A 22374-nucleotide genomic window follows, 5' to 3' on the forward strand; every position below is an offset into this window, starting at 1 on the left:
ATCCATATATTTGCATACTATGGAATACAATACCCAAAAAACTCAGCTTCATATGCCAGAATATGGCAGAATTATACAACAGTTGGTTGAGCGCTGCAAAGAACTTCCTTCCAAAGAAGAAAGGAATGAAATGGCTATGGCAATCATCGATTTTATGGGTCAGAGAAACCCACAACTTCGCGACGAGGAAAATTATAAACATAAACTTTGGGACCATCTTTATATTCTTGCTAATCATGATCTGGATGTAGATTCTCCTTATCCCTTCCCTACGATGGAAGAACTGGCAGAAAAACCAAAAAGAATGGAATATCCAAAACTTCAAGGTGACTTTAAGTTCTACGGAAAAAGTATTCTTCAATTGATAGAAAAAGCAATTGAACTGGAAACGGGTGATGAAAAAGAAGCCCTTATCGAGGTGATTGCCAACAATATGAAGAAGTCTTACAATGTCTATAATAAAGAACATGTGACGGATGATGTGATTTTCCGCCACCTGAAAGAACTGTCTGAAAATAGGTTGGATCTTACCGGAATAGACTCTCTTGAAAAGAGTAAAATCTATTACACCAGCAATAACAACAACCGAAATAATAACAATAACAACAGGAATAACAACAATAATAAAAACAATAATAACCAGCCTAACAAGAGAAGGCATAATAACAATCATAAAAACAGAAAATAATGAGTGGAACATTTCAAATAAGAGGAGGAAAAAGACTGCAGGGTGAAATAACTCCACAAGGAGCCAAGAATGAGGCTCTACAAATTTTATGTGCGGTTCTTCTGACGGACGAAGAAGTAAGAATCAAAAATATTCCGGATATTCATGATGTGAACAGACTGATTGAAATTCTTGGAGATTTTGGTGTAAAAATTACTAAAAACGGACAGGGAGATTATACTTTCAAGGCTGATCAGGTTAATTTTGATTATATTAAATCTAACGAGTTCAAAAAGGACGGAGCAAAATTACGCGGATCCATTATGCTGATGGGCCCAATGCTTGCTCGTTATGGAGAAGCTTATATGCCGACTCCGGGAGGTGACAAAATCGGAAGAAGAAGATTAGACACTCACTTCCAGGGACTTGTTGAATTAGGTGCTGAATTCAATTATGATGAAGAGGAATATTTCTATTCTTTAAAAGCTGAAGAATTAAGAGGAAAATTCATCCTGTTGGAGGAAGCTTCTGTTACCGGAACCGCTAATATTGTAATGGCAGCAGCTTTAGCAAAAGGAAAAACAAGAATCTACAACGCTGCCTGCGAACCTTATCTTCAGCAATTATGCAAAATGCTGAACAGAATGGGTGCTAACATCTCTGGTATTGGATCCAACCTTCTTACGATTGAAGGGGTTGACTACCTTAGAGGAACAGAGCACACTATGCTTCCGGATATGGTGGAAATCGGATCCTGGATTGGTCTTGCGGCCATGACAAAATCTGAAATCACCATCAAAAATGTTAACTGGAACCAGCTTGGTGTGATCCCGAATACCTTCAGAAAATTAGGAATAGAACTTGAGCAAAGTGGTGATGATATCTACATCCCAGCTCAGGAACATTATAAAATTCAAAAATTTATTGATGGTTCTATCCTTACTATTTCTGATGCGCCTTGGCCAGGATTTACACCGGATTTATTATCGATTATTCTAGTGGTAGCGACACAGGCAAAAGGAAGTATTCTGGTTCATCAGAAAATGTTTGAATCCAGATTATTCTTTGTAGATAAGTTAATTGACATGGGTGCTCAGATCATTTTATGTGATCCGCACAGAGCCACAGTAATCGGATTAAACCAGGAAGCCCCGTTAAGAGGAACAACCATGGTTTCCCCGGATATCAGAGCCGGAAATGCACTTCTTATTGCCGCACTTTCTGCTGAAGGAAAATCTATTATCCACAATATCGAGCAAATCGACAGAGGATATGAAAATATTGATGGAAGACTGAGAGCAATTGGTGCTGACATCGAAAGAATCTAACATTATTTTATTTAATAATAGGAAAGCGTTCAGGATATCTGAGCGCTTTTTTTGTTTTACCACCCCGTCAAAAATTATTTGAATTTTTGCCACCTCTGCGGAGGAAGGGAATTTTGTTCCGGTTAACGATTGATCTTTTTAATGTGTTTATAATCTGCTTTTATAAAAAATAAAAAGTGCCCGGTACGAAACCGGACACTTTGGTAATTAAAACTATATGAATCTCACTTAAAAATAGGTTCTGCAGGTATATTCTACCGTCGTATTGATAAGTTTATTTTTATTCAGATAGAATTCAAGCTGCTGAAAATCATCTGAATTAACATTAATATATAACTGTACCGAACCGAAACTATATCCGTTCACGTACTCAACATTAGCAGATAACACTCTATGGCAAATTCCAAACTGATTATAGATGGTATTCATTAAATGTTCAAATTTCATTTTGCCATTCAACTCTATTTCCAGTAATAATTCTTTTTTAGGCAGGCTTATTTTATTTTGTAAAACCTGCAGGCCGGGATTAGGTGTAATCATTGCTAAACATTTTTGGGTTAAACATTGTCAGATCATATTGCATTCTGCATTTAAATCTGTGACAAAAATATAAAAAAATATTAGTCCACCAAATTAGTAGACTAATATTTTTTAAAATTTAACATAAAAAAAAGAAGCCTGTTCAGCTTCTTTGTATATTTTAAAAATTTCCTACTCTTTCCAGTTTGTCAGAATCGGCCAGTCCATTAGGGTTGCAACCTGGTTCTCCTTCAGGGACTTTCAGATTTTTTTTCAAGTAAAATTCTTCCCAGAATGCATTCGTTTTTCCAGTTTTCGGATCAATAAATGTCATGGGTTCCAGTTTGAAAATATTTTCTGCACGGAAAGCTCTTTCCACAAAATCTGAACAGTAATATGACTGTTCATCCAAAATATAATTGAAATTGTAAGGTTTTCCCAACATGGAATTTGCCTTTCTGATAGCTTCGGAAATTGCTTTCTGATATTCCGGCTTTAAACGGTAAATGACAACTTCCTGCCCTTCTTCCTTCTGATCTTTTATAAAATCCTTCAAATCCTGTCTCTGAGAACCACCTTTAGGAGCAGCGTGCAGAACAAACATCCGGTCGTCTTCTTTTTCCAGAATTCCTATGTGATCAAATGAAGCTGCCTTTTGTTTTTGAGTAACATTATTGATCGCCCCGGAAAGACCCGATTCTTTTGCTGTTACAAAAAGAAGATCTCCATTTTTGAGTTGTACAGTGCTTGGAAAGCTGTGATTACACTGAATCAACAAAACCATTAAACAGGACAAGAGTCCAGTCACCATCATTTCTTTGATTCTTTTGCTAAAAAATGTTTTAAATTCAGACATTCTATTATACTTTTCGGTATCAAAATTACAAAATAGAATTCATTACATTTGTGAGAATATTGATCTATTCCTCACACCAACCCAAACATTCCAAGAATCTTATGCCCCATATTTTATTAGTTGAAGACGACGACAGGCTTTCAAAATTGATTGCAAAGGGATTTCAGGAAGCTGAATTTGAGGTCACTGTGGCATATGACGGAGTCACAGCTCTGAAACTGGCTTTACAGACAAATTTTGATCTGGTAGTGACCGATATTATTCTTCCCAAAAAAGATGGTCTTGAATTTTGCCATGAGATCAAAACTTTAAAACCCAATCTTCCTGTCATTATGCTTACTGCACTGGGAACTACTGATGACAAGCTGGAAGGATTTGATGCCGGAGCAGATGACTATCTCACCAAGCCTTTTGAAATGCGGGAACTGGTAGCAAGGATTAAGGTGCTTCTGAAACGTTTTTCACAACAGCTTCAGCAAAAAGTTTTTGTTCTTAAATATAAAGGTATTGAAATGAATCTTGAGCAGAAAACAGTGAGCCGTGATCATACACCGATAAAATTGACTCCGAAAGAGTTTAATCTTTTAAAATTCATGATGGAAAATTCCGAAAGGGTTCTCTCCAGAAGTGAAATTGCGGAAAAAGTGTGGGAAACCCATTTTGATACGGGTACTAACTTTATTGATGTTTATATCAATTATCTCAGAAAGAAAATAGATAAAGATTTTGAAACCAAACTAATCCATACCAAAGCCGGTATGGGATTTATTCTGAAAAAAGACTACGAATCAGGTACTGTATAGTAAATCAATGAGATAAACTAAAAATATCAGGATGAAAATAAGAACCAGACTTACCCTGCTTTTTACATTAATCACTGCAATGCTTTTAAGTATTTACAGTATTTCGATCTATTATTCATCCAAAGATGCCAGAGAAAAATCTTTTTACAGCGAACTTCAGAACGAAGCGATTGCCAAAGCTGATTTATTTTTCCGAAGCTCACTTCCCGAACAGGAAATGCATAAGCTTTATAAAAACAATACCAGAACATTGAATGAAGTTCAGGTTGCCATTTATAATTCCAATAAGCAATTGATTTATCATGATGATGCCAAAGTAGATTACGTAAAGGAGACTCCGGAAATGCTTGCTCAGATATTCCAAAAGAAGAAAATCAATTTCTTTTTAAATGATTTGCAGGTGATCGGGATGACCTACCATTATGAAGGAAAAACGTATGCAGTAACTGCGGCAGCTTATGATCAATACGGATATGAATATTTAACTCATCTTCTTACTATCAGTATTATTTCATTCTTCAGTATTTTAATTCTGATTTATCTGGCAGGAATATTTCTTTCAAAAAAAGCATTGAGTCCACTCAGTGAAATGGTTATTCAGATTAAAAAAATTACTGCCGGAAAACTCCAATTACGTTTGAAAACAACAAAAGAAAAAGACGAACTGAATGAACTTGCTCAAAATTTCAATGGAATGCTGGAACGGCTTGAAAATTCTTTTGATTCACAAAAACATTTCGTCTCCAATATTTCACATGAACTGAGAACTCCTTTATCCGCCATCATTACCGAATTGGAACTCGCTTCAGAAAAGGATAAAACCAAAGAAGAATACCAAGAAACCATTCAATATGCACTGGATGATGCCCAAAATATGGTAAAATTATCGAATAGTTTAATGGATCTTGCAAAAGCCAGCTATGATCCCAATGAAATCAGTTTTTCGGAAGTACGCCTTGATGAAGTTCTTCTGGAATCTTATACCAAAATTACAAAAGAAAATCCGGAATATAAAGTTTCTCTGAACATAGAGGATTCCGTAGAAGAGCATCAGCTTATCATTCAAGGAAATGAGTATCTTCTTCAGGTGGCCCTCAACAATCTTATTGACAATGCCTGCAAATATTCACCGGAACATACTTGTATGATTGATGTAAATACCAATTCAAAAATTCTTACAATACGTTTTACTAATACCGGAAATAGTATTAATAAAGAAGATTTACAACATATTTTCGAACCTTTTTACAGAAGCGAAACGTCCAGACAGGAAAAAGGTCATGGAATAGGATTATTTCTTACTCAGAAAATTATTCTGCTCCACCATGCAAAAATTACGGTGCTATCAGAACGTAACGAAACTATTTTTGCGGTGATATTTGATATTGTATAGACACTTAAAGAAATTAAACCTCAGGATCAACGTTTTTATTCTTTTTTTCGTTGGTAATAAATGTTTATGATAAAAACCATACTGCTGATTATAAAAGGGATTATGTGAAAAAAGTGTCTGAGTAAAAGACTACCATATTTTTTTTTATTTACAATACTTTCTATACCCAACCCAACAAAAAAGAGGGATATCAGAAGTAAGATTAATTGTATTTTCCAATGCATCCTTATCATATTGTAAAGTCTTCTTAATGATTAGAAACTCTGCTAAAAATAGTTGTTCCAATACTCGCTGTAATTACACAGGCAATAGAAATCCATTGTAAAAAAGATAATTCTTCAGCAAGAAAAACCAATCCGGAAAGTGCTGCAAATGCAGGTTCCAGACTCATCAGAATGCTGAATGTCTTTGCAGGAAGTTTTTTCAAGGCCATCATTTCCAATGAAAAAGGTAAAGCACTCGAAAGAATAGCTACACCAAGCCCTTTCATAAAAATAGTCGGGGTAATATTGAAAACAGCACCATCCCATATCGTAAAAGGAATAATCACCAGACTTGCAAAGATCATTCCTGTGGTAACCGCATCTTTTCCATCCATTATTTTAGAAACTTTTCCACCCATAACGATATAAAGAGCCCAGAAAATTCCTGCCAGAAAGGCAAGTCCAAGTCCTAATAAATCTACATGATCACTTTTCCATGGGACAATCAGCAGAATTCCCACACAAGCCAGTAATGCCCATATGACATCCAACAGTTTACGGGACAAAGCTAAGGCAAGAAATAACGGTCCGGCAAATTCCACAGTAACAGCAAGCCCCAGAGGAATCCTTTGAATCGCCATATAGAAAATAAGATTCATTGCGGCTAATCCAACTCCATAGATTGCACAATATTTCCATTTCTGACTGTCAAATTGTAAAAATTTCGGACGGTTAATCAAAGTAAGCAAAATCGCAGAAAGCACAATTCTTAAAGTAACTGTACCAATAGCTCCGATAGCAGGGAAAAGCTGCTTTGCAATGGAAGCTCCTCCCTGCACACAGATAATCGCTAAAAGCGTAGCTGGTATTGCTAAGTTTGATTTTTTCATTTCTAAAATATATAATTAAAAAGATGTTGGAAGGAAGTATCCGGGATTAAACAAGCCGTTATTTTATATGACAAATTGCAAAATTCATTATACAAAAAACCAGCCTCCAAATGTATTGAAATTTTATCTCTTACCATGGGTACAGTTTACATATATTAATAGGATATAATAAATAAATATTTCTTACAGAATCTTCAAAAAAACAGGAAGGAGTTTTCTCTAATGATTTTCTAATAACATTCTAAAGCTTTTCTAACGGTAAAAAAAAGCTCTCAGTTTTACTTTTGCACAGTAAAAAATAAAGCATATGGACTCTGATCCTTACAGTAATTATCAATCTTAAAAGCTTTAGTTGTACTCACTTTTCCCGTACAGCTGAAAAGCTTTATAACAACAGGAAAAGTTATGAATACATTAGAATTTACTCTTCGTCTCCTTACCGCATTTGCTCTGGGTGCCAGCATTGGCTTTGAAAGACAATGGCGTCAGAAAAGTGCCGGTCTCCGTACCAACACTTTGGTATGTCTTGGCTCCGCAGCATTCGTTCTTCTTTCTATCAGGATTGGAGGCGATGCTACAGGCAGAATAGCTTCTTATATCGTAAGCGGAATTGGTTTTTTAGGTGGAGGCGTTATCATGAAAGATGGTCTTACCGTGAGAGGACTCAATACCGCTGCTACCATCTGGTGTTCCGCATCTGTAGGAGCTCTCAGTGCTATGGGATTTCCCGTAGAAGCAGCTATTACCAGCGGATTTATTATTCTCACACATATGATCCTTCGTCCTCTAGGTGTCAAGCTGGGCAACAATATCAACAGCAGAAACCATTATACAGAATACCTTCTCAGCATCAAATGCAAAAGTGAAGTAGAAAATCACGTCCGTGTACAACTGATGCAGTCTCTGAGCGGAAATGATAAAGTATTACTGAAATCTCTTACCAGCGATGACAATGGTCTGCCTGAAAACGCCATCATTACAGCGGAAGTTCATGCTTCTACACCACAGGACAGTTTCATGGAAAAAACAGCCAGCAGACTTACGATTGAAGATAAAGTCATCAAAGTAAGCTGGGAAATTATAGGTACCGAAAACGATTTGTAACATGTAAAAACAACCTTTGAAGCGATGTTAAGAAAATCTTCAAACAAAAATCTCAATTCTGCCTCTCTTGTAAAATTAAAAGAAGCTGCAGCCGAGAATGAAAAAATGGTGTATGCCCTACTGGAAACCTCAGAAGAAGGACTCAGCGAAAACACCGTAAAAGACCGTCTGAAAATGTATGGTAAAAATGAAATAGCTACCCAAAAAGCGCCCTCATGGGTAAAACAGTTTGCTCATTCTTTTTTTAATCCATTTAATTATATCTTGGCATGTATTGCCATCATTTCCTTATTTATTGATGCTATTCTTGTACCTGCCGGTGAAAAAGATTTCAGTACCAGTATTATTATTTCGCTGATGCTGCTCTTTAGTACAGTTTTAAGATTTATTCAGGAATTCCGAAGTAACAAAGCGGCAGAAGCATTAAAGAAGATGGTAAAGACAAGCTGTCTCACCAAAAGAAAATTTAATGAAAGTGAAGAAATAGAAATCACCGAAATTGTCCCCGGAGATATTGTCATGCTGTCTGCAGGTGATATGGTTCCGGCCGACTGCAGGATTCTTAAAAGCAAAGATCTTTTCATCAGCGAATCCATCCTGACGGGAGAAGCACTTCCGGTTGAGAAAAATGCATTTCCTATCAAAGATGCCAAAGACCGCAATCCTCTCAGCTTTCTGAATATATGCTTTATGGGTACCAATGTGGTAAGCGGATCAGCAACGGTTGTTGTAGCCAATACAGGTATTTTCACCTACTTAGGAAGCATCAGCAGAAGCCTGATTTCTAAAAGACCTGAAACTGCTTTTGATATAGGAGTGAATAAAGTAAGCTATCTGCTGATCAGATTTATGCTGATCATGACTCCTGTTATTTTCCTGATCAACGGATTGATAAAAGGAGACTGGATGCAGGCACTGTTATTCGCCATTGCTGTAGCGGTAGGATTGACACCTGAAATGCTTCCTATGATTGTTACCGCTAATCTCGCTAAAGGTGCAGTCAATATGAGTAAAAAGAAAGTGATTGTTAAAAGACTCAATGCCATTCAGAATATCGGAGCTATGGATATTTTGTGTACGGATAAAACAGGAACCCTTACGCTGGACAAAATTGTATTGGAAACCCACCTCAACGTTCGTGGTATTGAAGATGATGAAGTACTGAAGTGGGGTTATCTCAACAGTTTCCACCAAACCGGTCTTAAAAATTTATTAGATCAGGCTGTTCTCGATCATGCTGAAGTTCACAATCTGATGAAAGCAGATGAATTGTATCAAAAAGTGGATGAAATTCCCTTTGATTTTGAAAGAAGAAGAATGTCTGTCATTCTGAATACCTCCAAAGGAAAACATCTTATGATCTGCAAAGGAGCAGTAGAAGAAATGCTTCCTTTATGTCAATATGCCTTAGATCCTGGAGACGATCGCAGTCTGCATGTCGAGAATGACAATAATGTTCCGTTGGATGATCTTATGAAACAGCAGATTATCAGAATGTCCGAAAAGCTGAATGCTGAAGGACTTCGTGTATTACTAATTGCCATCCGTGAATTTGAAGGGGATCACCCATTGAATTATTCTGTTGCTGATGAGAATAGGCTTACCCTTACAGGATTTATGGGATTTCTTGATCCGGCAAAACCCTCTGCAGAGCCAAGCATCAAAGCTTTACACAAACTTGGCGTAGAAGTGAAAGTAGTAACAGGAGATAACGATATTGTGGCTAAAAAAATATGCCATGATGTAGGAATTCCTATCAATACCATTATGCTTGGTGATGAAATGGAACATCTTAGTGATGATGAACTTCGAAAGGATATGGATCTCTATTCTGTTTTTGCTAAGGTAAGTCCGTTACAAAAACAACGCATTGTAAAAATATTAAGATCGAAAGGTCACACCGTTGGTTTTATGGGTGACGGAATTAATGATGCAGCAGCCATCAAGGAAGCAGATGTCGGAATTTCTGTTGATACAGGAGCAGACATTGCCAAAGAAAGTGCGGATATCATCCTGTTGGAAAAAGATCTGATGGTCCTTCGAAGCGGAGTGATCTATGGAAGAAGAACTTTCGGGAATATTGTCAAGTATATAAAAATGACGGCCAGCAGCAACTTCGGAAATATGTTCAGTATGATCGGGGCCAGTGCATTGCTTCCGTTTCTGCCTATGCTTCCACTGCAGATTCTGACACAGAATTTACTGTATGATGTATCGCAATCCTCCATTCCATGGGATACAATGGATAAAGACTTTCTGGAAAAACCGAAAAAATGGGAAGCAGCAAGCATCAAAAAATTCATGCTGTATATAGGTCCTTTGAGTTCCATTTTTGATTATGTGACTTTTGCTGTGATGTTTTTCATTTTCAAAGCCAATACACCGGAGCAACAAGGTTTATTTCAGACAGGCTGGTTTGTGGAAGGTTTATTATCCCAAACCTTGATTGTTCACATTATCAGAACAAAAAAAATACCATTTATCCAAAGTTGGGCTGCCACACCGGTAGTTGCTTTAACAAGTTTAATCATGCTGATCGGAATTCTGATTCCCTTCACTCCAATGGCCGTGTATCTGAAAATGCAGCCTTTACCTCTGAGCTATTTCCCTTATTTATTAGGAATTCTTACAGGATACTGTGTTTTAACCCAGTTTGTGAAACAATGGTTTATCAGAAAATTCGGGCAGTGGCTTTAGTACAAAATCCTAGTCATGGATCTATAAAGAAAATTTAAAATAATGGTTATAAATAACTTATATGAGAAAAACAGTCTTAACAATGGTCTTTTTGGCATTGATAACCTCTTGTAAAAATTCCAAAAGTGAAACTCTGCAGGATCAGGATCTCCTTATAAAAAATGATCAGGTCACTGTTCCGGAAACACATCCTGTTTTCAAAAAAATTAAAACACAAGTCGTTACTGAACAGGAACACAGTGATGGTGTAGTCTCAGCCGGAACCATCCAGGCAATCCCCAATCATTACGCGGAAATAGCCAGCCCTTTTTCCGGAAGAATTATAAAATCTTTTATTCAGCTTGGACAAAATGTTTCTGCCGGAAGCCCGCTCTTTGAAATTCTTTCTTCCGACTATTTTTCGGTTCAAAAGGATTATACAGATGCATTGAATGATGTACAGCTTGCAGAAAAAAATTACAGACGCCAGCAGGATCTTGTCAAACACGGTGTAGGTATTCAGAAAGAACTGGATGAAGCAGACACGGATTTTAAAAATAAAAAAACATCTCTTTCCAATGCCTCTTCTGCTTTGAAGGTCTACAACAGCAAAGGCGGAGGAATAGGAAGCCCTCTTATTGTAAGAGCGCCCATCAAAGGAGAAATCATTTCTAATAAAATTGTAAACGGCCAGTATCTGAAAGGAGACGCAGATCCTGTAATGATTATCGCAGAATTATCAAAAGTCTGGATTTCCGGTGACGTAAAGGAAAAAGACATCCGTTTTGTGAATACCGGAGATCAGGTTTCTGTAAAAGTAAGTGCCTATCCCGACAGAAATATTACAGGAAAAGTATATCACGTCAATGAAATTGTAGATGAAGATACCCGAAGTATAAAAGTTCTTATTGAATGTGATAATCCGGACAGAAAACTAAAACCGGGAATGTACGCTACCGTTAATTTTTCCACAACGCCTGAAAAAGCTGTGATGATTCCCGTAACCGCTTTAATGCAACAGGACAATTCCCAATATGTATGGGTAAAAACAGGAAAGCATCAATATGCAAAACGCTCAGTGACAACAGGGGAAACCGACCAGAAAACAGTAAGAATCATTTCAGGATTAAAACCCGGAGAAACCATCATGACGGAAGGAGGAATTTATATGCTTGATGCGAAATAATGTAAAATGATGCGAAATCAGAAACTATGAAAAAATTACTTACAATCTCTATACAGAAGAGATGGCTCATGCTTGCTCTCTTCCTTTTACTGGGGTTCTTTGGATATTATTCCTGGACCAGATTATCCATAGAAGCTTATCCTGATATTGCCGACGTAACTTCCCAGGTGGTAACACAGGTTCCGGGTCTGGCCGCTGAAGAAGTAGAGCAGCAAATCACCATTCCCTTAGAAAGATCACTGAACGGTCTTCCGGGAATGCATGTAATGCGAAGCAAAAGTACCTTCGGACTTTCCATTATTACTATGGTTTTTGATGATGGTATAGATGATTACTGGGCACGCCAGCGTATTCAGGAAAGACTGACAGATGTGGATCTTCCTTATGGTGCACAGCCCGGATTAGATCCTCTCACCTCTCCTATTGGCGAAGTGTACCGCTATATTATCGAAAGTAACAACCACAGCCTTCGGGAATTGACGGATTTGCAAAAATTTGTCATCATTCCCAGGATCAAACAGGTTTCAGGAATTGCTGATGTCACCAATTTCGGGGGAATCACTACCCAGTTTCAGATCGAACTGGATCCACATAAACTTGAACAATATAGCCTTTCCCTGTCAGAAGTAACAGAAACCATTTCCAAAAACAATGTAAGTGCCGGAGGAAGTATGCTTCCCCGTGGAAATCTTGCGTATGTAATCCGTGGAATAGGTATGGTAAAAGACTTGGATGATCTTGGAAAAATTGTGGTAAAAACACAAAATGGCGTCCCTGTTTTTCTGAATGATGTAGGAACACTGAAATACGGAAACCTGGAAAGAAAAGGAATTCTTGGCTACACAGACCGAAAACGTAATTATTCTGAAAGCGTGGAAGGAATTGTTCTTTTACTGAGAGGTCAAAACCCTTCACAAGTACTGGAAGGAGTGCATGAAGCGATCGAAGAACTGAATAACGAAACACTGCCTCCCGGTGTAAAGATCCATCCTTTCCTGGATAGAACAGACCTTGTTAAAACAACGCTTACGACAGTTTCCCATACCCTTACCGAAGGAATTGTATTGGTTATTATTGTACTGATTGTATTTCTTGGAAGCTGGCGTGGAGCATTACTGGTAGCGATTACCATTCCGCTTTCTTTGTTATTTGCTTTTATATTAATGCATTTTACCAATATTCCGGCTAACCTTCTTTCACTGGGAGCTATTGATTTTGGAATCATTGTAGACGGAGCCATCGTCATGCTGGAAACCATTCTGAAGAAAAGAGAAGAAGATTCTGAGGAGACACTGGAAGAAAAAACCATTACTCAAAGAGTGATTGAAGTGGCCAAGCCTATTTTCTTTTCAACCATCATTATCATTACTGCCTATCTGCCCTTGTTTGCTTTTGAAAGAGTAGAAAAAAAATTATTTACCCCAATGGCGTTTACTGTAGGATATGCACTATTGGGAGCACTTGCTGTAGCACTGCTTCTGATCCCAGGATTGGCCTATGTAATCTATCGTAAACCACAGAAAATCTATCACAATAAATGGCTGGAAAAACTAAGCATAGCCTACGGAAAAAGCATTGAAAAAATAATGCAGACCCCAAAAAGAGTGATCATTCCTATTATGATTATCTTAGTTTCTGCCGGAATTCTCTCCTATCATGTGGGAAAAGACTTCCTTCCCGAGCTGGATGAAGGTTCTATATGGCTGCAGGTACAACTGCCACCCGGGATTTCTTTAGCCAAATCAAAAGAAATGAGTGATACATTACGTGCCAGAACCTTGAAGCATCCCGAAATCACTTATATGATGGTTCAGGCAGGACGTAACGATGACGGTACCGACCCGTGGACAGCTTCCCACTTTGAAGTTTCTGTCGGAATAAAACCTTACAGCGAATGGCCAGCCGGAAAAACAAAAGCAGACCTCATCAAAGAACTGGCAGCTGATTATAAAGATATGCCAGGATTCACCGTAGGTTTCTCACAACCTATGATTGACGGAGTGATGGATAAAATCTCCGGAGCTCATAGCGAACTGGTAGTAAAAGTATATGGTGAAGATTTTAAAGAAACCAGACGAATTGCAGATAATGTATTGTCTACTTTAAATAAAATCCCGGGTTCGGCAGACCTTGCCATAGATCAGGAACCGCCATTGCCTCAATTGCAGATTATTGCCAACAGAGATAAGATTGCTCAGTACGGTTTGAATGTCGCCGATGTCGCCGATCTCATTGAGGTTGCACTAGGTGGAAAAGCCATTTCCCAGATCTTTATCGGCAATAAGGTCTATGATATTTCATGCCGTTATACAGAAGACAGCCGTGATACTCCGGATAAAATCGGAAACCTGATGCTTACCTCAGCTTCCGGAGCTAAAATTCCTTTATCTCAGGTAGCAGAAGTGAAACTGAGTACCGGTGAAAGCACTATTACCAGAGAAATGAATAAACGACATCTTACGGTGAAGCTGAATCTTAGAGGAACGGATCTTTCTTCCTTTTTGAAAAGTGCACAGGATAAAATTGAAAAAGACATCCAATATGACCATGAAAAATACCAGATCAAATGGGGTGGGCAGTTTGAAAATCAAAACAGAGCCTATTCAAGATTGGCATTTATTGTTCCTTTGGCATTAGCCATCATGTTCCTGTTATTATATGGTGCATTTGGAGATTTCAGACAGGCTTTGGTACTGATGTCTATTGTTCCGCTGGCATTATTTGGCGGAATGCTGGCACTCAACATACGGGGAATGTCCTTGAATGTATCTTCGGCAGTAGGATTTATCGCATTGTTCGGGGTTGCCATTCAGAATGGTGTTATTATGATTTCTCATATCAACGATCTGCGTAAGAAAGGATATGAACTGAAACAGGCTGCCATTAAAGGAGCAAAAGACCGTTTCAGACCTGTATTGATGACTGCAACGGTGGCTGTAATTGGATTATTCCCAGCTTCACTGGCTACAGGCATCGGTTCGGATGTACAGCGTCCACTGGCAACGGTAATTGTCTATGGATTGATGTTCTCTACTATTTTAACACTTTTCGTATTGCCGGCTATTTATTTTATGGCTGAACGCCGCCACGAAAAACAAAATTTGAAATCAGATGAAAATTAAAGTTCATATTATCATATTATCTGTAGTATTGTTTAGTATTACAGGAATAAAGGCACAGGAAAAACAGCTTTTGCCATTCGAAGAATACCTGAGCCTTGTCGGAAACAAAAATCTGGGTTATGCTTCTCAGAAGTATAATGTAAGTATGGCTGAAGCTGCTATTCAGACGGCTAATATGTTTCCTGACCCTCAACTGGAAATGGAAACCACCAATAACGGAGTGAATAAAGATATGGGATATGTGTATGGAGCATCAATTGGCTGGACGCTTGAATTGGGTGGTAAAAGAAAAGCCCGGGTAAATCTGGCCAGAAACCAATCTGAACTGAGCAAAATACAATTGCAGGATTTCTTCAGAAACCTGCGTGCTGATGCCGGCTTAGGATATATTGATGCTTTAAAATCCAAGGCTTTGCTTGAGGTACAGCAGGATTCTTATAAAAATATGCAGCAACTGGCAAAGTCCGACAGTATCCGGTATCGACTGGGAACCATATCATTAGTGACTTCCAAACAAAGTAAACTGGAAGCGGCTTCTTTACTCAATGAAGTCTATCAGGCTGAGAGTGCAAAACAACAGACTATCACCAGTTTGTCAGTCTTTCTTGGCGACAGCAAGATAACAGACAGAGAGGTGGCCGGAGATTTTAATGCCTTCAACAGAGATTTCAGTATTGACGATCTAACCTTACAGGCTTTGAATGAAAGAGCCGATTTATTGGCAGCAAGACAAAATACAGAAGTAGCTAAAAGCCAGATCAATCTTGAAAAAGCCAACCGCGCTATCGACTTAGGCATCAGTGCAGGAGCGGAACGTCATACAGAAGCAACCAACGAAATTGCACCTTCCCCTACCGTAAATGCTGTAAAAATGGGTATCAGTATTCCTTTGAAATTTTCCAACAGAAGAAATGCAGGATTGAAGATTGCAGAAATGGCACATTCTCAGGCAGAAGTTGAATACAAACAAATCGAACAAAGCATAAGAGCTGAAGTGATGCAGGCCTATCAGCAATATACAGCAACTCAGAAACAGCTCAGGCAGTTCCAAAACGGAATGCTTTCAGAAGCACAAAGCATCTTGGAAGGAATCACCTACAGCTATAAAAGAGGAGAAAGCTCTATTCTGGAAGTGCTGAATGCCCAAAGAACTTACAATAATGTCCGAAAAGATTATTATCAGGCTCTTGCAGATAATGCCGCTGCTTTGATTGAACTTGAACGAAAAGCAGGAATCTGGGATATTCATTTTTAGAAAGGAAGTGGGAAACTGGAGGATGGAAGTTTCTGCAATCCGATGGATATATGAAAATCATTTTATTAATTTGGTGACTATATACAATTTTACACCATTGTCATTCTGACGAAGGAAGAATCCTATGTAAAGTCATTTCACTACGTTACATTCAGAATGACATAGGGTTAACAGGATTAATGTAAAATTGTATATAAATATCAATAATTCTAAAAACACAAATATTACTTCCAGCTTCAAACTTCCAGCGTCCAACATAAAAAAAGCTCTGAAATCAGTTAGACTTCAGAGCTTTTTTTATCTCTTATACTGAGATTCATAAATTTTGATCCAATCATCAGCAGTCATTTTTTTACTGAGTTCAGCGATCAGCTCAAAAGGAATATCTTCTACTTTTTTGAAGCGGACACAAGATTTACCCATGTCCAGTTTCTTCTTAGAATGTTTTGGATACTCTGTTACGAACCAATCGAGAAGTTCTGGTGTGGAATACAGTCCCATATGATACAATGCTATAAAATTCTTCTGGGAAGCAAGATTGATGAATGGCAGCGGGGTCCCGGGCGCACAGTGATATCCGGCAGGAAATGTTGCCAAAGGAACGACCCAACCAATCATCCCGTAATTGGTGGCCTCTTCAAAACCTTTTGGAAGGTTGTCATTCACCGTATCATAAAGCTTTTTAAAGGCTTCCTGTCTTTCTTCAGGAATTTTTAAGATATAATCTTCTATAGAAACTGACTGAATCTGCATATTGTAATTTTTTCTAAAATACGACTATTTTATAAAATTATCACAAAAAAGGCAGCTACACGAATGCAACTGCCTACAGAAATTATTAACTCAAAAAATTTTATTTCTTAATGGCTTTTACTGTTGATTTTGAGCCATCTTTAAAGTTCATTGTCACTAAGTATAAACCAGCGTTCAATTCAGCTAACTGAAGTTCTGTAGTTGGGTTATCAATAGTTTTCACTACTCTTCCCGCTACATCTGTAACAGTTACAGATTTAACATCTTTGATATCTGCAATATGAAGAACATCTTTGAAAGGATTAGGATATACATTCACTTCTTTTTTCTTCAGATTGGTTTCTGAAGTTGATAATGAAGTAGCTACTTCAAAGGTAAAATCAATGAATTCTCCTCTTGAGATAGCTGAACAAGGGTTTGATGGTGCTGTACTGTTATAATCAGTTACTACTCTCATTCTATAACTTCCAAGAGGTGTTCCCGCAGGTACAGTAATAGTTCCGGAAGCATTTGTTATATAAGTATTAGTAACAAACATTCTTTCTGAAGCTTCAAAAGTTAAATTATTATTCCAGTCTACCCAAACTGCAATTCCACATGTAGGGCCTCCCGCAGTGAAAGACACTGAAGTGTCAGATCCCGGAGCATTGATGATCTTGTTATTGCTTGTTATTAAATTTTGATATCCACCTGCAACACTTGAACCGGATGAATACGTCATATTTACCAATCCTCCGGTAGAACTGAAGTCAGAGAGCCATGAGTTCTGTGAAGTAGATGAAGGCAGACAGTAACCTGTTCTGAATGCTGTAACATCACTCCAGATACTTTTGTCACTAGCACTACATACAGATCTTACCCATGCATAGTAATTCGTATCAGTAGATAGAGTGCTCAGCGGTGCAGAAGTCGTAGCAGAAGTTACAGAGTTGGAAGCGTTCAAAACAGTAGATGCATCAGGTGCAGTATTCGTTGTACTGTAATATACTTCATATCCGTTGGCAGGAGCAGAAGCTGGTGCCGTCCAACCGATTGTTGCTGTATTCATTGTCACGTTTGATGAGGTAACAGCAGTTGGCTCAAGACAAGAAGGAATATTCTGAACAGTAATATTATCAATATAAATAGAACGTGAAGAACCTCCCAATCCATGTTTAAATGCCAATTGCAAATCAGAACCTGCAGGAATATTAACGGTATATTGTGTATGAGTAGTAGTTAAGGTAATAGGAGCTCCAATCTGTGTAAAAGAAGCAGGATCTGTAGGATTCGAAAGTGTTCCCACTAATAATGTATAATTACTTCCTCCCGCTTTTGCATAAAATCTTACACGCTTCGTACCATCTGAAAGGTTTATAGTAGGAGGAGCCACTAACATTTGGCTGCCTGTAGTCCCACTTGAATTATTCATATAATAAGAATTGGGTGCTGAATAGCTATTGGATGCCGCTACATATCCATACCCTGCAAATGAGGCACTCTCAAGATATGCCCAACAGCTTGGAGCATTCGTATTTGAAGTGGAACCTGTACTTGTTGTATCAAAGTTTTCTGTATACGGAACAGTGAAAGTAGAACAAGCCGTTTTAAATGTTCCTGCAAAAGACCATACACTTTGGCTGGTGGCAGTATTACAATTGGATCTCACCCAATAATAATAGGTGGTATTTGAATTAAGACTTCCAATAGTTGTACTTGTACCTGTTACCCCCGGATAAGTAGGCGTTACTGAACCCGATGGTATTGTGTTTGAAGGACTGTGGTATACATCATAACTGGCAGCACTGCCTGTCCATGAAACTAAAGCTGAGTTTGCTGTGATTCCGGAAACGGCCTGCAATACAGGAGGTACACAATCCGAATAAGCATCTGCTGAAAAAGCAAAAATATTCGGTATACCTGAACCACTAACTTTAGTTACTGTTACACTTTGTATTGGCTTTGCCTGGTTTGTGGCATCTATTGCCAGTTCAGCTTGATATAATCTCGGATTGGTTCCACCTTCAGGAGAAGGCACATCATCACCACTGGCTGGAGTAGCCCCCGGCTTTTTAATTCTTCCTATTCCCTGTATCGCAAAATTAGATCCATTATACCAGTCTGCAAGACTTATACTTGAAAACGTCTGCGAACTGCCGTCGGTAAAATTAACCACTACACTTACCGTAGAAGTACCACTTCCACTTACAGCAAGCATATAGAGTTTGGTCGCTGCCTTTGGTGTTGTAAATGCCAAAGTTCCGTTATCACTGGTTGCAGCCAATCTTAGAGAATTATTTGCATTTAAACTTGCCAGTTGAAAGCTTAATCCGGGAGTTGTTCCCACTACAGAATTAATGAGTCCATCTACAGGAATACCATACGTAATCGCTGCACTTGTAGAAGTCAGCTGAAAATCTTTCGCTACAAAAGCGTATGAAACTCCATCTACATCATTATTTGTAGAAATTGTTGAAGAACCAATACCGTTTGCAATTACATCAGCGGTTAAGCCTGAAGCAATCGGCATGGTCTGATAATTTTGAGCCATAAGTACACTGGCTGAAAACAGAGCGACAGCAGGCACCACTCTAGAAAATAAATTTATTGCCATTTTAATCACATTTGTGGCGAAATTTAGTAAAAATAACAATACAAAAAAGTTTTTTTTGATTAAAAAATAAAATAATTTCAAAAAAGGTCAAATATTAATATTTCACATACACAAAAATTAGCAGAAGTAAAAAAAATTAAAGAACATTCTCCCATTTCTTAATTGGCTCTTAATTTTATTATTGAGAAATTAAATCCTATTTTTGTCATACAAATTTTTTGAACAATGCCGAATATTTCAAACAGAGCACTGCATATGCCGCCATCGCCGGTAAGAAAACTGGTTCCCTTTGCGTTACAAGCAAAACAGAAAGGAATAAAAGTATATCACCTTAATATCGGACAGCCTGATATTGAAACTCCGGAAACAGCGTTAAATGCTTTAAAAAACATCGATTTAAAAGTATTGGAATATGCGCTTTCTGAAGGGAATATTGAATACAGAAAAGCTCTTACAGAATACTATCATTCATTAGGTTTCTCAGATCTTACACCTGATAACTTTATTGTTACCAACGGAGGTTCTGAAGCCCTGAACTTTGCCATCTCTACTTTATGTGACGAAGGGGATGAAGTGATTATTCCTGAACCTTATTATGCCAACTACAATGGGTTCACCAGCACATTTGATGTGAATGTAGTTGCAGTACCTTCTACAATTGACACTGGTTTTGCTTTGCCACCTGTTGAAGAATTCGAGAAAAAAATTACAGAAAAAACAAGAGCAATCATTATCTGTAACCCTGGAAACCCTACCGGATATCTTTATACCCGTGAGGAACTTCAGAAACTGGCAGAAATTGCTTTGAAATATGATATCGTTATCATCTCGGATGAAGTTTACAGAGAGTACGTATATGATGGAAAGCAGCAGATCTCAATGCTTGACTTCCCTGAATTAGCTGAAAACTGTATCATCATTGACTCAGAATCCAAGCGTTACTCTATGTGTGGAGTAAGAATCGGATGTATGGTAACACGTTCCAACAAGATTCGTAATGCAGCCATGCTTTTTGCACAGGCAAGATTAAGCCCGGTTCTTTTAGGACAGATTGCAGCAACAGCAGCACACCAGAATGACGGCCCTTACATCAGAGCCGTAAGAGAAGAATATACCCACAGAAGAAATGTATTGGTAGATCTTTTAAACGCTATTCCTGGGGTAATCTGCCCTAAACCAAGAGGAGCTTTCTACTGTGTGGCAGAACTTCCGGTAGATGATACTGAAAAATTTGCTCAGTGGTTGCTTGAAAAATATTCTCTTAATAACGAAACCATCATGGTGGCTCCTGCAGGAGGATTCTACAGCAATCCTGAATTAGGTAAAAAGCAGGTAAGAATTGCTTACGTACTGAAAGAAGAAGATTTAAAAAGAAGTGCTGAGATTCTTAAAGAAGCTTTAAAGAAGTACAGAGAAGAATTCAGTCTGTAAAATATATCCTATGCCGACAACAAAAAAATTCCATCTGAAAATCCTGTTTTCGATTCTTTTGCTGTCGGCATTTTTTTCATGTGATTCTAAAAAAACGGAACAATCTGTTCCCCATAAAAATCCATACGAGATTACTTTCATCAGTGTATCTGATGTTGAAGGAAACCTCGGAAACTACAGGATTATTAAAGCTACAAAAGATTCTGTTTTTGCAGAAAAAGGAATGACAGCCAATCAAACCCATACAGCATGGTCATCTGCCATCAATTCTGAAACCTGGAAAAAGCTTGTATCATCCATCCATATTGTAGATCTTGATCATATCAAAAGTTCTCACAGTCAACAGCCTGTGGACGGAATAGATGAAACCTTCCAGATCCGGACTCCAAAAAAATCTCATATCTATGTGAATGCCTATGCAGACACTTTACATTACAAACAGTTACAGCAAGTTAAAGAACAACTATACAAGATTCTTCCCAAAGAATACCAATAAAACATGCAAGAAAACTTTTCATTAAAACCTTATAACACATTTGGTGTTGAAGCCAAGGCCCGATATTTTACTGAAGTCAATTCTATTGATGAATTGAAAGAAGCTCTCACTTTCTCGAAGTCTCAATCTCTTCAGCTTCTTTTTTTAGGAGGCGGAAGTAACATTCTTCTTACCAAAGATTTTGACGGTCTTGCCATTCAACTTAATTTAAGAGGAATTTCTGAAGAGCATATCAATGAAAATGAAGTATGGGTAACTGCAAAAGCAGGGGAAAACTGGCATGAATTCGTGGTGTACTGCCTGCAAAAAAATTATGGTGGACTTGAAAATCTCTCTTTAATTCCTGGAAACGTAGGAACTTCTCCCATGCAGAATATCGGGGCTTACGGAACAGAGATCAAAGATATTTTTGTAAGCTGTGAGGTATTGGATTTAGAAAATCTTAAACTGAAAACTTTCAATCTTGAACAATGCAGATTCGGATACAGGGATTCTATTTTCAAACAGGAAGGAAAAGGCAGATATGTTATTCTGGAAGTCACTTTTAAACTGACTCAAAAAAATCACCTTATCAAGACGGAATATGGAGCTATCAAATCTGAACTGGAAAATCTTGGCATTGAAAACCCAGCCATTCAGGATGTTTCCAGAGCAGTGATCAATATCCGACAAAGCAAATTACCAAATCCTAAAGAAATCGGAAATGCCGGAAGTTTTTTCAAGAACCCTACTATTCCTTTAACTCAGTTTGAAGCATTAAAACAACAGTTTGAAAATATTCAGGGTTACCCGATTGGAGAGATGGTAAAAGTTCCTGCAGGATGGCTGATTGAGCAATGCGGATGGAAAGGAAAGCAGATCGGAAATGTAGCTTCACACAAACTACAGTCTCTGGTCATCGTCAATGCTACAGGAAATGCTACAGGAAAAGAAATTTTTGATTTTTCTACAGAGATCATCAATTCTGTGAAAGAAAAGTTCGGGATAGAACTTGAACGGGAAGTGAATATTATTTAAAAGATACAAAAAGGCTGATTCATATGAATTCAGCCTTTTTGTATAAAATTTGTCGGATTAAGAGAAGGTTTTTAATAATAAT

The 22374-nt window shown here is 37.9% G+C and carries 17 protein-coding genes; 12 read left to right on the plus strand and 5 right to left on the minus strand.

Going from position 1 to position 22374, the window contains the following annotated elements; all coding sequences use genetic code 11:
• Positions 1–19: 19 nt before the first annotated feature.
• Together BUE84_RS19025 and murA are read left to right on the plus strand one after the other, a co-directional pair.
• Complete coding sequence (locus BUE84_RS19025; RefSeq protein ID WP_079243056.1) at positions 20–688, plus strand: DUF4290 domain-containing protein; 669 nt, start codon at positions 20–22, stop codon at positions 686–688.
• Positions 688–1995, plus strand: a complete 1308-nt coding sequence (murA, locus tag BUE84_RS19030) for a UDP-N-acetylglucosamine 1-carboxyvinyltransferase (RefSeq protein ID WP_079243057.1) — start codon at positions 688–690, stop codon at positions 1993–1995. The genes BUE84_RS19025 and murA overlap by 1 nt, the downstream gene beginning before the upstream one ends.
• A 228-nt stretch (positions 1996–2223) precedes the next feature.
• Here murA and BUE84_RS19035 read toward each other — a convergent pair whose 3' ends face one another.
• Together BUE84_RS19035 and BUE84_RS19040 are read right to left on the minus strand one after the other, a co-directional pair.
• Positions 2224–2535: an NIL domain-containing protein gene (locus BUE84_RS19035; RefSeq protein ID WP_079243058.1), complete on the minus strand. Its 312-nt coding sequence runs from the start codon at positions 2533–2535 to the stop codon at positions 2224–2226.
• Positions 2536–2695: 160 nt separating this feature from the next.
• Positions 2696–3370: a YiiX/YebB-like N1pC/P60 family cysteine hydrolase gene (locus tag BUE84_RS19040; RefSeq protein ID WP_079243059.1), complete on the minus strand. Its 675-nt coding sequence runs from the start codon at positions 3368–3370 to the stop codon at positions 2696–2698.
• Positions 3371–3471: 101 nt separating this feature from the next.
• Between BUE84_RS19040 and BUE84_RS19045 the strand changes: the two genes are divergently transcribed.
• Together BUE84_RS19045 and BUE84_RS19050 are read left to right on the plus strand one after the other, a co-directional pair.
• Positions 3472–4173: a response regulator transcription factor gene (locus tag BUE84_RS19045; RefSeq protein ID WP_079243060.1), complete on the plus strand. Its 702-nt coding sequence runs from the start codon at positions 3472–3474 to the stop codon at positions 4171–4173.
• A gap of 31 nt (positions 4174–4204) precedes the next feature.
• On the plus strand, positions 4205–5566 hold the full coding sequence (locus tag BUE84_RS19050; protein ID WP_079243061.1) for an ATP-binding protein: 1362 nt from the start codon (positions 4205–4207) through the stop codon (positions 5564–5566).
• 247 nt (positions 5567–5813) lie between these two features.
• Here the strand turns inward: BUE84_RS19050 and BUE84_RS19055 are convergent, their stop codons facing one another.
• Complete coding sequence (locus tag BUE84_RS19055; protein WP_079243062.1) at positions 5814–6659, minus strand: EamA family transporter; 846 nt, start codon at positions 6657–6659, stop codon at positions 5814–5816.
• Between the two features lie 405 nt (positions 6660–7064).
• Between BUE84_RS19055 and BUE84_RS19060 the strand changes: the two genes are divergently transcribed.
• From BUE84_RS19060 to BUE84_RS19080, 5 genes are all read left to right on the plus strand, one after another.
• Entirely contained in the window at positions 7065–7763 is a 699-nt protein-coding gene (locus tag BUE84_RS19060) for an MgtC/SapB family protein (protein WP_079243063.1), read from the plus strand.
• 24 nt (positions 7764–7787) lie between these two features.
• Positions 7788–10460: a magnesium-translocating P-type ATPase gene (mgtA, locus tag BUE84_RS19065; protein WP_079243064.1), complete on the plus strand. Its 2673-nt coding sequence runs from the start codon at positions 7788–7790 to the stop codon at positions 10458–10460.
• Positions 10461–10521: 61 nt separating this feature from the next.
• On the plus strand, positions 10522–11625 hold the full coding sequence (locus BUE84_RS19070; protein ID WP_079243065.1) for an efflux RND transporter periplasmic adaptor subunit: 1104 nt from the start codon (positions 10522–10524) through the stop codon (positions 11623–11625).
• A 26-nt stretch (positions 11626–11651) separates the two neighbouring features.
• Positions 11652–14747 (plus strand): efflux RND transporter permease subunit, encoded by a 3096-nt coding sequence (locus BUE84_RS19075; RefSeq protein WP_079243066.1) that lies wholly within the window; start codon positions 11652–11654, stop codon positions 14745–14747.
• Positions 14737–16002 carry a TolC family protein gene (locus BUE84_RS19080; RefSeq protein ID WP_079243067.1) on the plus strand — a complete coding sequence of 422 codons (1266 nt, stop codon included), beginning with the start codon at positions 14737–14739 and terminating at the stop codon, positions 16000–16002. The genes BUE84_RS19075 and BUE84_RS19080 overlap by 11 nt, the downstream gene beginning before the upstream one ends.
• 297 nt (positions 16003–16299) lie before the next feature.
• Here BUE84_RS19080 and BUE84_RS19085 read toward each other — a convergent pair whose 3' ends face one another.
• On the minus strand, positions 16300–16755 hold the full coding sequence (locus BUE84_RS19085) for a DUF1801 domain-containing protein (RefSeq protein WP_079243068.1): 456 nt from the start codon (positions 16753–16755) through the stop codon (positions 16300–16302).
• A 100-nt stretch (positions 16756–16855) separates the two neighbouring features.
• Positions 16856–19348: a GEVED domain-containing protein gene (locus tag BUE84_RS19090; RefSeq protein ID WP_079243069.1), complete on the minus strand. Its 2493-nt coding sequence runs from the start codon at positions 19346–19348 to the stop codon at positions 16856–16858.
• Positions 19349–19573: 225 nt separating this feature from the next.
• Here BUE84_RS19090 and BUE84_RS19095 point away from each other — a divergent pair, with 225 nt between their 5' ends.
• From BUE84_RS19095 to murB, 3 genes are read left to right on the plus strand one after another with little or no spacing between them, the layout of a single operon-like run.
• Positions 19574–20779, plus strand: coding sequence for a pyridoxal phosphate-dependent aminotransferase (locus BUE84_RS19095; protein WP_034694997.1), 1206 nt, complete (start codon positions 19574–19576; stop codon positions 20777–20779).
• A 10-nt stretch (positions 20780–20789) separates the two neighbouring features.
• Complete coding sequence (locus BUE84_RS19100; RefSeq protein ID WP_079243070.1) at positions 20790–21275, plus strand: hypothetical protein; 486 nt, start codon at positions 20790–20792, stop codon at positions 21273–21275.
• A gap of 3 nt (positions 21276–21278) precedes the next feature.
• On the plus strand, positions 21279–22292 hold the full coding sequence (gene murB / locus BUE84_RS19105; protein WP_079243071.1) for a UDP-N-acetylmuramate dehydrogenase: 1014 nt from the start codon (positions 21279–21281) through the stop codon (positions 22290–22292).
• Positions 22293–22374: the final 82 nt, after the last annotated feature.

This window comes from Chryseobacterium indologenes, assembly GCF_002025665.1.
GTDB lineage: Bacteria > Bacteroidota > Bacteroidia > Flavobacteriales > Weeksellaceae > Chryseobacterium > Chryseobacterium metallicongregator.

Bases quoted from the DNA above. Each gene is read 5' to 3' on its own strand.
- BUE84_RS19025 (WP_079243056.1), top strand. From the start codon at position 20: ATGGAATACAATACCCAAAAAACTCAGCTTCATATGCCAGAATATGGC.
- murA (WP_079243057.1), top strand. From the start codon at position 688: ATGAGTGGAACATTTCAAATAAGAGGAGGAAAAAGACTGCAGGGTGAA.
- BUE84_RS19035 (WP_079243058.1), bottom strand. From the start codon at position 2,535: ATGATTACACCTAATCCCGGCCTGCAGGTTTTACAAAATAAAATAAGC.
- BUE84_RS19040 (WP_079243059.1), bottom strand. From the start codon at position 3,370: ATGTCTGAATTTAAAACATTTTTTAGCAAAAGAATCAAAGAAATGATG.
- BUE84_RS19045 (WP_079243060.1), top strand. From the start codon at position 3,472: ATGCCCCATATTTTATTAGTTGAAGACGACGACAGGCTTTCAAAATTG.
- BUE84_RS19050 (WP_079243061.1), top strand. From the start codon at position 4,205: ATGAAAATAAGAACCAGACTTACCCTGCTTTTTACATTAATCACTGCA.
- BUE84_RS19055 (WP_079243062.1), bottom strand. From the start codon at position 6,659: ATGAAAAAATCAAACTTAGCAATACCAGCTACGCTTTTAGCGATTATC.
- BUE84_RS19060 (WP_079243063.1), top strand. From the start codon at position 7,065: ATGAATACATTAGAATTTACTCTTCGTCTCCTTACCGCATTTGCTCTG.
- mgtA (WP_079243064.1), top strand. From the start codon at position 7,788: ATGTTAAGAAAATCTTCAAACAAAAATCTCAATTCTGCCTCTCTTGTA.
- BUE84_RS19070 (WP_079243065.1), top strand. From the start codon at position 10,522: ATGAGAAAAACAGTCTTAACAATGGTCTTTTTGGCATTGATAACCTCT.
- BUE84_RS19075 (WP_079243066.1), top strand. From the start codon at position 11,652: ATGAAAAAATTACTTACAATCTCTATACAGAAGAGATGGCTCATGCTT.
- BUE84_RS19080 (WP_079243067.1), top strand. From the start codon at position 14,737: ATGAAAATTAAAGTTCATATTATCATATTATCTGTAGTATTGTTTAGT.
- BUE84_RS19085 (WP_079243068.1), bottom strand. From the start codon at position 16,755: ATGCAGATTCAGTCAGTTTCTATAGAAGATTATATCTTAAAAATTCCT.
- BUE84_RS19090 (WP_079243069.1), bottom strand. From the start codon at position 19,348: ATGGCAATAAATTTATTTTCTAGAGTGGTGCCTGCTGTCGCTCTGTTT.
- BUE84_RS19095 (WP_034694997.1), top strand. From the start codon at position 19,574: ATGCCGAATATTTCAAACAGAGCACTGCATATGCCGCCATCGCCGGTA.
- BUE84_RS19100 (WP_079243070.1), top strand. From the start codon at position 20,790: ATGCCGACAACAAAAAAATTCCATCTGAAAATCCTGTTTTCGATTCTT.
- murB (WP_079243071.1), top strand. From the start codon at position 21,279: ATGCAAGAAAACTTTTCATTAAAACCTTATAACACATTTGGTGTTGAA.